Here is a 12,582-nt window from a genome sequence, read left to right on the forward strand (position 1 = left end):
GCGTGTTGGGCAGTGTCACGATGATCCTCTTCCTGTCTCCCAGCAAGCCTAGCTTCACCGGGGAGGCTGCCTCATCTCAGCCTGGCAGACAGGGGTGCGCGACAACGCTCGTGATCGAGGACCTGACCGTGCGCAACATGGTCAAGAACCATTGTCTGGCGCGTGCCATCAGTGACGCGGCCTGGCGGCAGTTCCGCGAACTGCTCACCTACAAGTGCGCCTGGTGCGGCCGGGACCTGGTGGTGATCGACCGCTGGTACCCGTCGTCCAAGACGTGCTCGACCTGTCGAGCCGTCACGCGGGACATGCCGCTGAACGTGCGGGTGTGGACGTGCCGGTGCGGCACCACCCACGACCGCGACGTCAACGCGGCACGCAACATCCTGACCGTCGGACTGGCGGTGTCTGCCTGTGGAGCCGGTGTAAGGCCTCGGTTGGTCCGCCGCTGGGGGTGACCGCACCGCGCTCCGCCGCGCGGACAGTTCTCGGTGAGAGGCTTTGGTGCGCGGGTCGCTCCGATCGGCCCGATCGTGGTATTAGGCCACACCTTGACAACATGCAACCGATCGGTTGTATGTTTGACCCGTGACCGAGGAGAGCGACGACCGCGCGGACGCCTTGTTCCACGCGCTCGCAGACCGCACCCGGCGCGACATCCTGCGCCGCGTGCTGGCCGGGGAACACTCCGTCTCCGCGCTCGCGGCGAAGTACGACATGAGCTTCGCCGCGGTGCAGAAGCACGTCGCCGTGCTGGAGAAGGCTGGTCTGCTGACCAAGCGACGCAGTGGTCGCGAGCAGTTGGCCAGCGGTGACGTGGAGGCAGTGCGGTCGGTGGCTTCCATGCTCACCGAGCTCGAACAGGTTTGGCGTGGCCGCATCGCACGCATCGACGTACTCATCGCATCCGACCCCGATCAGGAGGACTGAACCATGCCCGTGACCGACGTCCAGCACGACCTCGACAACCTGACCCTGACCATCACCGCGGACTTCGCCGCGTCGGTAGAGCGGATCTGGCAGGTCTACGCCGACCCTCGCCAACTGGAGAAGGTGTGGGGACCGCCGACCTACCCGGCGACGGTGGTCGACCACGACCTCACGCCTGGCGGTCGCGTGACCTACTACATGACCGGCCCGGAGGGCGACAAGCACGCCGGATACTGGCTGGTCGCCACCGTGGACGAGCCGAGGAGCTTCTCCTTCGACGACGGCTTCGCCGACCTGGACTTCAACCCGAGGCCGGAACTGCCGGTCTCCAAGAACGCCTACACCTTCACCGAGCACAACGGCGGCACCCGCGCGACCTACGTGAGCAGGTACGCCTCCGCCGAGGCGCTGCAGCAGGTGCTGGACATGGGCGTCGTGGAAGGAACCAGCTCTGCGATCAACCAGATCGACGACTTGGTCGTCTCCTGATCGCGGGAGACCGGGGCCGCGATGGCCCCGGTCTCCCGACGACGGTCGGCGGCGCAGCCTGTTCGGTCACCCAACCGCCCGCTGCACCGATGCGTTTCCGCTGGTGGCGGTGGCGATGGCAACGCGCCGCATTCATCGGCCGGCCGGACCGGTGTGAAGCCGTGCGCGGCGGCCTACAGGCGGTGCCGGACCCAGACGTTGGGCTCGACGTAGACGGCGTGGTCGTGCGCCACGTCGCAGTGCACGGGCACGAGGGCTCCCGGCACGTGGACGGGTCCGCTGGTGTCGAACGGCAGGCCCGTCCAGCGGCGCCAGTCGGCCAGCGTCCCGGTGATCGTCATCGACCGGGGAGCGACGCGTTCGACGCGCCCACCGGCCTGGACGTGCACCCGCAGCCACGGGTCGACCGGCAGGCCGTCCTCGCGGACCTGCGCCGCGTACTCCGTCATCGGCAGGTCGGGCTCGGCGTGCTTGCCGCTCGGGCGGACCGGCGCGACCAGCGTGTCGTAGCCCCGCTTCGTCACGGCCTCCCGCATGGCGGCGAGCATCAGGGCCGACAGGCCGGTGCCCCGCCGGTCCGGCCGGATGCAGATCTCCAGGGCCGAGACGATGTTCGGGGTGGCGCCGGTGAGGCGGTTGATGGTGGCACGCTGGATCACCCGGTCCCAGCCGCCGTCGGGCAGCTCCGCCTCCGTCCAGCGCAGCGGCACGGCGTACGCCCGCGCGACGGCGCGTCCGGGCTCGGCGGAGTCGACGGCGACGAACACGAACTCGGGATACAGGTCGTGGGCGACGCCGTAGTACACGGCACCCATCGGATCCCAGAGCATGAACGGCGGCCATGCCCCGTCGAAGTCGTCGTCGAGCAGCGGTGCCAGGTCCGGGCGGTCCGCCAGGGACACGATCTCCAAAGCCACGGCGGAACCCTAGAGGGTCGGGACCGTGCGGCGCACCTCGGATTCGGCAGGGGGCGGTTGTGAGTCGCGGAACATCGCTTCGCCCTTGACGAGCCACGCGGTACCGAAGGCGAGCACCGCCACCGCCTCGCACCAGAACAGCGGCTTGAGCGTGTCGCGGACGGAGTCGGGCAGCGCGTTGCTCGCCACAGCGAGCGCGATGGCGCCGATGATGATGCTGCCGCAGGCGTAATAGATGCCGTTGCGGGCCCGCGTCCGCCGTGTCGGGGGGACCGTCGAGCCGGTCTGGGGGAACAGGAAGATACAGAAGACGGCCAGCAGCACGAACAGGGCCGCGGCCGAGACTTGGTGCAGCCGCCCGATCGTGACGTCGGTGGGCGTGAGCGTTCCCCTCGGCGCACCCGTCGCGGCAGGGAACACCGCTACCGCGATCGCCAGCACGCCGGCGATCGAGCTGAGGACGTCGTCCACCTTCCGATAGCGGTAGCAGACGAGGAAGACGCCGATGGCGCACATTCCACCGACGAAGACGTCTCGCATGTCGGTGTGGTAGAAGGCGCTGATCGAGTCGAGCAGGGCGAACCTGCCGGTGAGCAGCGCGTTGCCGACCGTCAGCGCGATCGGCAGTGCGATGCCGACCGTGCCGATCCCGAGGCGGAGACGGCGGAGGGTCACGGCGTCCTGCGGCGGCTTGACGGGCGAGGACATGACGCCTCCCTACTGCTGCAACGGTGTCGGCCGGGGGAGCCGGGCCGGCAGTGCTGTTGCAAGCAGTGGAATCCCTACGACGCTCCGTGTCAATCAGCCTGTCCCCGGCAGGGGCGTCAGTGATCGCGGTAGAGCGCGTCGATGTCGGCGGCGTAGCGCTCCTGCACCACCGCTCGCCGCACCTTCAACGTGGGGGTGAGTTCACCGTCGGCCTCGGTGAGGTCGCGGGGAAGGACGCGGAACTTCTTGATCTGCTCGGCCCGCGACACCGCGCGGTTGGCCCGGTCGACCGCGTGCCCGACCGCCTCCCGCAGCGCCGGGGAATCCCGCAGGTCCGACACCGAGGCGTCGGCGCGACCGTGCGCGGCCCGCCACCCCGGCCACGCCTGCGGGTCGATCGTGACCAGCGCGACGAGGTAGGGCCGTCCGTCGCCGATCACCACGCACTGGCTGACCAGCGGATCCGCGCGGACCTGATCCTCGAACGGGGCGGGGGCGACGTTCTTGCCGGACGCCGTGACGATGATGTCCTTCTTCCGCCCGGTCACCCGCAGGTAGCCGTCCTCGTCGAGTGCCCCGAGGTCGCCGGTACGCAGCCAACCGTCGGTGAACGTCTCGCGGGTGGCCTCCGCGTTGTTCCAGTACCCGGGGAAGACCACCCCTCCCCGGGCCAGGATCTCCCCGTCCTCGGCGATCGCGATCTCGACTCCGGGCAGCGGACGACCCACCGTGCCGATCCGCATCGCCGCCGGCGTGTTGGCCGTCAGGGCGGGCGAGGTCTCGGTCAGCCCGTACCCCTCGAGCACCGTGAGGCCGGCGCCGCGGAGGAAGTGCGCGAGCCGTTGCGCCAGCGGTGCCCCGCCGACGATCGCCACCCGGCAGCGTCCACCCAGCGCCGCCCGCAGCTTGCGATAGGCCAGCACGTCGCACACCAGATGCGCCAGCCGCAGCACGGTCCCCGGTCCGCCACGGGTGTCCAGCGCGCGGCTGTACCGCACCGCCACCCGGTCGGCGACCGTGAACAGCCAGCCCCGGTGCTCGTCGGCCGCCTTCCGTCTCGCCCGGTCGTAGATCTTCTCGAACACCCGCGGCACGGCCAGGACGAACGTCGGACGGTACCGGCGGAGCTGGTCCAGCACGCCGCCGATGTCCGCGCTGTGCACCATGGTGGCGCGCGTGCGTACGACGCCGACCTGGATCATCCGGGCGAAGGCGTGGGCCAGGGGCAGGAACAGCACCGTCGACGCGGCGGGATGGAACACCTCCGGCAGGATCGCGGTCGCGTTGCCGACGTCCAGGGCGATGTTGCCGTGCGTGAGGACGCAACCCTTCGGCCGTCCGGTCGTGCCGCTGGTGTACACGATCGTGGCGATGTCGCCCGCCGACACGCGCCGACGGCGGGCCTCCACCTGCCCGACGTCGACGGCGCGGCCGGCCCCGGCCAGTCGGATCAGATCGCCCGCGTCGATCTGCCACGCGTGCGCCAACGCCGGCAGGGAGTCGCGCAGACCGTCCAGCATCGCGGCGTGCCCGGCCGTCTCCACCACGCAGGCGACCGCGCCCGAATCGGAGAGGATCCAGGCCAACTGGTCCGCGCTCGACGTGTCGTAGACGGGAACCGTCACCGCGCCGACGGACCACAGCGCGTAGTCCACCAGGGTCCACTCGTACCGGGTGCGGCTCATCAGCGCCACCCGGTCGCCCGGCTGGACGCCCGTGGCCACCAGACCTCGGGCGACCGCCTGCACGTCGTCGCGGAACTGTCGGCAGGTCACGGTCGTCGCGCCACGCCCGGACCGGCCAGCCGGCCAGGACCGGGGGTCGGGATCCGGTCGGACGAACTGCGTCTGGTCCGGATCGCGTTCGGCGTTGTGCCACACCACCTCGGCCAGGCCGCGCTCGACGTCGGTGACGACCGGCGCAACCGCCATCTCCCGCACGCTCGCCCACCTACCCTCAGTCAGGTCGCTGAGAGTTCGATGATGAGGCGTGCGCCGGCGTCCGGTCGCGCGAACGGCGAAACCCGGCCACCTGGTTCCGCGGCGTGATAGCCGAGCGGCCCGGCGGCCGAGGGCCGCCCGCCACCCGCCCGCAGACGGTCCCCGCAGCCCGGCGTTGTGGCCGCCGCCGCAGGTGGTGGCCGATACGCGGGCAGCCGGTCTATGGTGACGCCGTGATCGTCTGCGGCCCGTCGCGGCAGCCCCGCTCGTCGGGGCTGCGGGCCGCTGCCGCGCACTCGCGACCGGTCCCTGCGGCAGCGGCGCCGTCGACGAACGCGCGGACCCGCCTCGTCGCCGACCCGACCCTGCGTCACCTCGTCGTGCCGGTGGTCGCCCGCGTCCGCCGGGGCACCGTCGCGCCGTCGACCCGGCGGGCGCCCGGCCAGCGCCGCCCGCCGCCACACGGCCGACATCCACAGGTCCGGCACCGGCGGGCGGAGCGCATCAGCGCTCCGCCCTTTCTTTTCGTCCCGAGCAGGAAGGAACCCCGATCGTGTACGTCGTGAGCAGGCAGGACGAGTTGGGCGTACTGCGGATCGTCCTGGAGGAGCAGTACGAGCGGCACAGCACCCAGCTGGCGCTGCTGGACCGGCAGGCCCGCCGGATGCGCGCCGGCGTCGAGGCCGCCGCCGCGTTGACCGCCGCCACCCGGCGGGCCCTGGGCGACATCGCCCGGGCACTGCACTACCTGGAACAGGGCCACTACGGCACCTGCGAAGGGTGCCACGGCGACATCCCCATCGAGCAGTTGGCGCACCTGCCGTCCGCCCGGTACTGCACCACCTGCCAGCCCGAATCCCACCAGCAGGCCACCCACGGCACACACACCGCCGCCCCCGCCGGCGTACCTTTCGAAGGCAAGTGGCCGAAGGCCGGAGCGCCGTCCTGGCGCCGGGTCCACGGCCGGTAGACCACACGATCCGACGGCGCGGGACCTACGCGGCCTCGGCCGCGATCTCCACGAACCGGGTGACCTGCAGCAGGTCCCGCGCGCGGAAGTAGGCCGCCGGATCGTCGCGCCACACCTCGGGGCGGATGCGCTCGTCGAGCGCGTCGACGGCGGTGGCCAGGAGCTGCCGCTGAGCCGGCGTCAAGGGCCCTCCCGCCGCCAGGCATGCGCTGACGCAGGAGTCCACGCGCACCTCGATCGGGTCGAGGGACGGCAGCAGGGCGGGGCGGCGTTCGCGTTGCCAGAACCGGAGCGCGTGCAGCGCCGCCGACCCGGGCGCGCCGTACCAGTAACCGCGCAGGTGGTGCGGATTCGGTTCGTCCGGGCCGGGGCTGCGCCGGCCACGGCGCTTGGCGGCGCTGCGCGCGGCGGCATAGCGGCGAAGCTCCGCCCGCCTGGCGAGCCTGCTCGCGACGAGGGCGTCGAGCGCGCGGAGCAGGGCGGCCTCGTCCCGCTGGAACGACCCGGCCTGCTCCTCGAGGAAGCTGAGCGTGGCGTGGAAGCCGATCGGCCGGTACAGCTGCACGCAGGACCGCAGCGCCGACACCCGGCGCCGGTGCGGCAGGGCCGGATCGCGAACCCGGCGGGCGTAGGCGCTGAAGCTCACGACCGCGAGGCTAACCGGAAAGCGGTGCGGCCCGCCGACCGTGGTTCCTGGTCGGCGGGCCGTCGACGTTGCGCCGGGGTGAGTCGGGCCGAGCCGGCCGGCCCCGCGCGGTGCCGGTCAGCGCAGCGGGTCGAAGGGGCGCAGCTCCACGGGCTGTCCACCGCCGGTGATCTGCTCGGCGAGCAGCTCGCCGGTGAGCGGGCCGAGGGTGATGCCCCACATGCCGTGGCCGCCGGCGGCGAAGACGCGCGGCGAGCGGGTCCGGCCGATCAGGGGCAGGCCGTCGGGGGTGCAGGGCCGCGCGCCCACCCACTCGTCGGCGCGGGCGTCGAGGTCGGCGCCCCGCAGCAGCGGCCGCGCGGCCTCGGCGATGGCGGAGATGCGGCGACGGTCGAGCGGCGCCTCGGCGCTGCGGAACTCCATCATCCCGGCGACGCGCAGCCGGTCCCCGAGGGGCGTGCAGGCGACGCGCTGCGCGGGGAAGTAGACCGGACCGGCCGGCATGTGCTCGATCGCGACGCTGAAGCTGTACCCGCGGCCGGCCTGCACGACGGTCCGGACGCCGAAGCGCCGACCCAGCTCACCGAGCCAGGTGCCGGTCGCCAGCACCACCGCGTCGTAGCGCTCGTCCGTGCCGGCGGTGGTGATCACCCGGACGCCGGCGCCCTCGTCGCGGATGTCGGTGACGTCGGCGCCGGCGACGATCGACGCGCCGCGGGCGCGGACGGAGTCGGCGAGCGCGTGCACGTACTGCCCGGGGTTGATGTACCGCTGGTCGTGCAGGCGGATGGCGGCGCCGACGTTGTCCGACAGCGACGGCTCCACCTCGCGCGCCTCGGCCCCGCTCAGGACGTCGAACTCGATCGCCTGGCCGGCGGAGTGGATGTGCGCCAGCTCGTCCAGCAGGACCGACCGCTCGGCCTCGGTCCGGTACGCGGCCATGAACGACTTCGCCTCGTGCGTCATCGCCCCGACCCCGCCGGCCGCCAGCGCGTCGAACGACTCCAACGCGCGCCGGTTCATCGGGATGAAGGCCCGCATCGCGGTGCGCCACTTCGACGGGGTGCTGTGCCGGGCGAAGCCGGTCAGGAACCGCAGGAGCCGGGCGTCGGCGCGCGGCGGCACGTAGACCGGCGACGACGGGCTCAGGACGGCGCGCAGGCCGTAGCGCAGCACCGCCGGCTCCGGCAGGGGAGTGGTGATGCCGGGGGTGAGCCAGCCGGCGTTGCCCCACGACGCGCCCGCCGCCACGCCGGTACGGTCGAGCACGGTGACCTGGACGCCCCGTTCCTGCAGGAACCAGGCGGTGGCCAGCCCGACCATCCCCGCGCCGACGACGGCGACGTGTTGGGGGGCGGGGGCGGACTCGATGGGGGGCATCCGTTTCTCTCCTTCAGGGCGACCGGGATCGCGCCCATCCTGTCCCCGACCCGCCGGTACGTCATTGTTCCGGCAGGCCAAGGCTCATCCCGACGATTGGCCGGAGCGAACAAGGCGAGGCACAATTTGGTCGTGATCACCGTGGCTGGCGTGGTGGACGCGGTCGGCGCCGCGTTGCTCAAGGTCGTCGTACCCGCCGACGAGGCCGAGGTCCGCGACGTGACCCTCGCCGAGGTCGACGACGCGACGAGCGGCCAGAGCGGCGACCTCGTGCTCGGTGCGGGCATCGGCACCCCGGACCAGGCGCTCGCCGTCGTCGCGCGCTACGCCGAGGCGGGGGCAGCCGGCCTCGTGCTCAAGCCTCCGCTGGCCGGGCACCCCGCCGTGACGGCGGCCGCCGCCGAGCGGCGGCTGACCCTGGTCGAGCTGCAGAGCCACGGTTCGTGGGCCCAGCTCGTCTGGCTGCTGCGCGGGGTGATCGACCGGGCCGTCGCGCCCGGCCCGGCCGACACCGGGGAGACCGGGGTGTACGACGAACTGTTCGCCCTCGCCGACGCGACCGCCGCCGTGGTCGACGCGCCGGTGACGATCGAGGACGCCCAGTCCCGGGTGCTGGCGTACTCGTCACGTCAGGACCGCGCCGACCCGGCGCGCGTCTCGACGATCGTCGGGCGGCGCGCTCCCGGCAACGTGGTCGCGCACTTCCGGTCCCGTGGCGTCTTCCGCAAGCTGGCGACGGGCAGCGAGCTGATCTTCGTGCCGCAGGGGCCCGACGGGACGCTGCCCCGGCTCATCATCCCGATCCGGGCCGGGGGCGAGCTGCTCGGCTCGATCTGGGCCGTCGTCGAGGGCCCGGTCCCCGCCGCGCGGCTGCGCGATCTCCAGGGCGCGGCGTCCGTGCTGGCGCTGCACCTGCTCCGCCTGCGGGTGCAGGCCGACGTCGCGCGCCGGGTGTCGGCCGACCGGCTGCGGGCCGCCCTGCGGGCGCCCGGCCGGATGGGCCGGGAGGAGTTGGCGCTTCCCGAGGGCCCGTGGCGGGTCGTCGGGCTCGGCGCGCACGGCGGGACGGGGGAGATGGTGGACAACCTGGCCATGTGGGAGTCGATCACCCGCCGCCACGGGTGGCGCCAACCGCTGATCGCGGACGTCGGCGACGTCCTGTTCGCCGTCCTGGTCGACGGCGGCGAGTCGCCCGGGTCCCGGCGCTGGATGGAGCGGCTGATCCGCGACATCGCCGTGCACGACCCGGGGCTGTACGCCGCGTCCGGCGGCGTCGCCAGGAACCTGACGGACCTGCCGCGCTCCCGGGCCGAGGCGGCGGAGCTGCTCGCGCTGCACGGCCCGGCCCGGCAGCGGGGACCGGTGCTGCGGTTCGAGGACCAGTGGGCGGAGGTGGTCGTGCACCGCGTGGTCCGCGCCGTGCCGAGCGCCGACCTGCTGGTCGGCGGCCCGCTGCCCGACCTCGTCGCCCACGATCGGCAGCACGGCACCGACTACGTCGCCACCATCGCGGCCTGGCTGGAGCAGCAGGGCGACCCGAAGCGGGCCGCCCGGCAGTTGCACGTGCACCCCAACACGCTGCGGTACCGCATGCGCCGCCTCGCCGAGGTCGTCGCCGTCGATCTCGAGTCACCGCGCACACGGTTGGCGTTGCAGATCCAACTCGCGGCGCTGGGTCCCGCGCCGGGCGCGCCCCGCCCTGCGGCGTAGCGGGACCGCTTTCAACGTCCCGGACTGGGCCTTTCGGCGCGACTTGTGCGGAGTGACGTCGGCCTCGACAGCCGGAAATCCGGAAGCCGAATGTCACTGCCGGTCGTTAGTCTGCCCGCGGACATCGCTGCGCACGTGACAGCGCGCGCCGTGCCTCACCGGATCGGCGCCTGGCCAGCTCCCGCTGGCCCCAACGGGGATTCAGGAGACTTTGTGACACAGCAATCCATCGCGACCTCGGACAAGCTCGACGCTTCAGTGCTCAAGGTGGCAGGGGTCGTCGTCCTCGGCGCGATCATGTCGATCCTGGACGTGACGGTCGTCAGCGTCGCCCTGCCGACCTTCCAGCGCGAATTCGACGCGACCTACGCCCAGGTCGCCTGGACGATGACCGCCTACACGCTCGCGCTGGCCACCGTGATCCCGCTCAGCGGCTGGGCCGCCGACCGGTTCGGCACCAAACGCCTCTACATGGTCGCGCTGGCCCTGTTCACGATCGGGTCCGTGCTGTGCGCCACCGCCGACACGATCGGGCAGCTGATCGGCTACCGCGTGCTGCAGGGCCTCGGTGGCGGCATGCTCATGCCGATCGGCATGACGATCATGACCCGGGCGGCCGGACCCCACCGGATCGGCCGGCTGATGGCTGTCCTCGGCATCCCGATGCTGCTCGGGCCCATCGGAGGCCCGATCCTCGGCGGCTGGTTGATCGACACGGCGAGCTGGCACTGGATCTTCCTGATCAACCTGCCGATCGGCGCCGTCGCGCTCGTCTACGCCGCGCTGGCCCTGCCGAAGGACGCCCCCGAGCCGTCCGAGTCGTTCGACTTCATCGGCATGCTGATGCTCTCGCCGGGCCTCGCCCTGTTCCTCTACGGCGTCTCCACGCTGCCCGAGGCCGGCACCTTCGCCGACCCCGAGGTGTGGGCGCCCATGCTGGTCGGCGGCCTGCTCGTCGTCGCGTTCGTCCTCTACTCGTTCAAGCCCCGGCATCCCCTGCTCGACCTGCGGCTGTTCGCCAACCGCAACCTGACCATCGCATCGGTGACCATGTTCGTGTTCATCATCGCGTTCATGGGCGCCGGCATTCTGTTCCCGAGCTACTTCCTGCTGGTCCGCGGCGAGTCGACGCTGGCCGCCGGCCTGCTGATAGCGCCGCAGGGCATCGGCGCGATGATGACGATGCCGGTGGCCGGGATGCTGGCCGACCGGGTGCCCGTCGGTCGCACCGTGCCGTTCGCGCTGGTGCTCATCGCCGCCGGGTTCTTCACCTTCACCCAGCTCGACGCGGACACGTCGTACTGGTTGCTCTGCGGGTCGCTGTTCGTCATGGGCCTCGGCATGGGCGGCACCATGATGCCGATCATGACCTCGGCGCTGAAGACCCTGAACGCCCAGGAGGTCGCCCGCGGTTCCACGCTGGTCAACATCCTCCAGCAGATCGGCGGATCCGTCGGCGCCGCGGTGATGTCGGTGATCCTCACCAACGAGATGAACAACTCGCGACCGATCCCCGGCGTGACCGACCCGAGCGGCGAGCCGGTCACCGAAGCCGGCCTCGCCACCGCCGTCCAGCAGCAGCCGGAGCTGGCCCAGCAGTTCCCCGTCGAGCCGTCGCTCATCGACCGAGGCCTCGACTTCGCCGCCGGTGCGTTCTCGAACACGTTCTGGATCGGGTTCGCGCTGGTGCTGGCCACGTTCATCCCGGCCGTGTTCCTGCCCCGCCGGCGCGAGCCGTCGCACCTGCTCGACGACCAGCAGGGGGAGCTGGAGAAGGTCCCCGTCATGCTCCACTGATGCGCCGGGCGGGCCGTCGGGCACACCCCGGCGGCCCCGCCCGGTCCGTGGACCGCTCCGTGATTGGATGGCGGGGTGCAGTTCACCGTGACAGACGCGCCGGAGCGGGAGCGTTTCGAGGCGCGGGACGAGACCGGAGCGCTGGCCGGTGTGGTCACCTACCAGCTGACCGGCAGCATCATCGCCTACACCCACACCGAGGTCGACCCGGAGTTCGAGGGTCAGGGAGTGGGATCGACCCTGGCCCGTGCGGTGATGGACGACGCCCGCGCCCGAGGCCGCACAGTGGTGCCCATCTGCCCGTTCCTCAGCGGATGGCTGGAGAAGCACCCCGAGTACGACGCCATCGTGGCCAGGTCGACGCGCAAGATGAAATAGCCGGGCCGGGTCGCCTCGCCGGCAGCCGAGCGAGACCGCGCCGCGGGCTGGGGTCCCTCCCGGTGCGTCGCCTGACGGCCGCACATGCGGCGTCTCCGTGGCGGGCGTCGCGGTGACGGTCCCGAGACGGCGGGACGAGGACAGTGGTGTCGCGCTCGCCTGTCCCTGGCGGGCGACGCCGGCATCAACTGGCGTGTGTCGAAGACCCCGGGGTACGCCATGAGAAGACGCAGCGTTGTCGCCGGTATCGCCCTCGCCGTCTGCGTCAGCGCCGCCGGGCCGCCCGCCACGGCGACCGCTCACGAGCCCACCGGCGAGCGCGGATTCGGCTGGCGCGGATTCGACTTCACCCGACCGGAGACCGTCGCCATCGGCCTCGAAGCGCCGTGGGGTTTAACAACTGCTCGCCAAGCTCGCCCGCCGGGTCGGGGCGGGCACGGCCCGGATCCTGTCCGCGACCGTGCGCCGTGACGGCGGGCGGTGGCATGTCGCGTTCTGCGTCGAGGTCGAGCGGGCCGAGCACACCACCGCGACGCGCCCGCAGGCGGTGGTCGGCGTCGATGTGGGGATCACCCACCTGGCGGTGTTGTCCACCGGCGAGATGCTGCCCCACCCCCGGCACTCCGACGAGGCGGCCCAGCGGATGCGGCGTCTCGCCCGGCAGATGTCCCGGCGCGTCGGGCCGGACCGGCGCACCGGTCAGCGGCCCTCGAATCGGTG

General features: G+C 72.3%; 13 protein-coding genes. 8 read left to right on the forward strand and 5 right to left on the reverse strand.

Features of this window, described 5'->3' with window-relative positions; genetic code table 11:
• From AB0G14_RS33560 to AB0G14_RS33570, 3 genes are all read left to right on the forward strand, one after another.
• Window positions 1-455 (forward strand): transposase (locus tag AB0G14_RS33560; protein WP_357704469.1); only part of this gene is annotated, 455 nt, incomplete at its 5' end.
• 130 nt (window positions 456-585) lie between these two features.
• On the forward strand, window positions 586-927 hold the full coding sequence (locus tag AB0G14_RS33565) for a metalloregulator ArsR/SmtB family transcription factor (RefSeq protein ID WP_357704471.1): 342 nt from the start codon (window positions 586-588) through the stop codon (window positions 925-927).
• A gap of 3 nt (window positions 928-930) precedes the next feature.
• A complete protein-coding gene (locus tag AB0G14_RS33570; protein ID WP_357704473.1) occupies window positions 931-1,416 on the forward strand; it encodes an SRPBCC domain-containing protein in 486 nt (161 codons plus the stop codon).
• A gap of 173 nt (window positions 1,417-1,589) precedes the next feature.
• On the opposite strand, the gene AB0G14_RS33575 is transcribed toward AB0G14_RS33570, so the two are convergent.
• The 3 genes from AB0G14_RS33575 to AB0G14_RS33585 all read right to left on the reverse strand — a co-directional run bounded on the left by AB0G14_RS33575 (window position 1,590) and on the right by AB0G14_RS33585 (window position 4,981).
• A complete protein-coding gene (locus tag AB0G14_RS33575) occupies window positions 1,590-2,333 on the reverse strand; it encodes an N-acetyltransferase (RefSeq protein WP_357704475.1) in 744 nt (247 codons plus the stop codon).
• A 9-nt stretch (window positions 2,334-2,342) separates the two neighbouring features.
• A complete protein-coding gene (locus AB0G14_RS33580; RefSeq protein ID WP_357704477.1) occupies window positions 2,343-3,041 on the reverse strand; it encodes a DUF998 domain-containing protein in 699 nt (232 codons plus the stop codon).
• 116 nt (window positions 3,042-3,157) lie between these two features.
• On the reverse strand, window positions 3,158-4,981 hold the full coding sequence (locus tag AB0G14_RS33585) for an AMP-dependent synthetase/ligase (protein ID WP_357704479.1): 1,824 nt from the start codon (window positions 4,979-4,981) through the stop codon (window positions 3,158-3,160).
• 562 nt (window positions 4,982-5,543) lie between these two features.
• Between AB0G14_RS33585 and AB0G14_RS33590 the strand changes: the two genes are divergently transcribed.
• The gene (locus tag AB0G14_RS33590) at window positions 5,544-5,951 is read left to right on the forward strand and encodes a TraR/DksA C4-type zinc finger protein (RefSeq protein WP_357704481.1); all 408 of its coding nucleotides are present in this window, start codon (window positions 5,544-5,546) and stop codon (window positions 5,949-5,951) included.
• 25 nt (window positions 5,952-5,976) lie between these two features.
• Here AB0G14_RS33590 and AB0G14_RS33595 read toward each other — a convergent pair whose 3' ends face one another.
• Both AB0G14_RS33595 and AB0G14_RS33600 read right to left on the reverse strand, forming a co-directional pair.
• The gene (locus AB0G14_RS33595) at window positions 5,977-6,597 is read right to left on the reverse strand and encodes a hypothetical protein (protein ID WP_357704483.1); all 621 of its coding nucleotides are present in this window, start codon (window positions 6,595-6,597) and stop codon (window positions 5,977-5,979) included.
• A 117-nt stretch (window positions 6,598-6,714) separates the two neighbouring features.
• Window positions 6,715-7,977, reverse strand: a complete 1,263-nt coding sequence (locus AB0G14_RS33600) for an FAD-dependent oxidoreductase (protein WP_357704485.1) — start codon at window positions 7,975-7,977, stop codon at window positions 6,715-6,717.
• Between the two features lie 132 nt (window positions 7,978-8,109).
• On the opposite strand from AB0G14_RS33600, the gene AB0G14_RS33605 reads away from it, so the two are divergent.
• The 4 genes from AB0G14_RS33605 to AB0G14_RS33620 form a co-directional block, all read left to right on the forward strand.
• Complete coding sequence (locus AB0G14_RS33605; protein ID WP_357704487.1) at window positions 8,110-9,687, forward strand: helix-turn-helix domain-containing protein; 1,578 nt, start codon at window positions 8,110-8,112, stop codon at window positions 9,685-9,687.
• A 213-nt stretch (window positions 9,688-9,900) separates the two neighbouring features.
• Window positions 9,901-11,484: a DHA2 family efflux MFS transporter permease subunit gene (locus tag AB0G14_RS33610; RefSeq protein WP_357704489.1), complete on the forward strand. Its 1,584-nt coding sequence runs from the start codon at window positions 9,901-9,903 to the stop codon at window positions 11,482-11,484.
• 75 nt (window positions 11,485-11,559) lie between these two features.
• Entirely contained in the window at window positions 11,560-11,862 is a 303-nt protein-coding gene (locus tag AB0G14_RS33615) for a GNAT family N-acetyltransferase (RefSeq protein ID WP_357704492.1), read from the forward strand.
• 460 nt (window positions 11,863-12,322) lie between these two features.
• Window positions 12,323-12,582, forward strand: a 260-nt coding sequence (locus tag AB0G14_RS33620; RefSeq protein ID WP_357704494.1) for a transposase, incomplete at its 3' end; no start/stop codon positions are given.

The sequence above is a fragment of the Micromonospora sp. NPDC023814 genome (genome assembly GCF_040639595.1).
Classification (GTDB): domain Bacteria; phylum Actinomycetota; class Actinomycetes; order Mycobacteriales; family Micromonosporaceae; genus Micromonospora.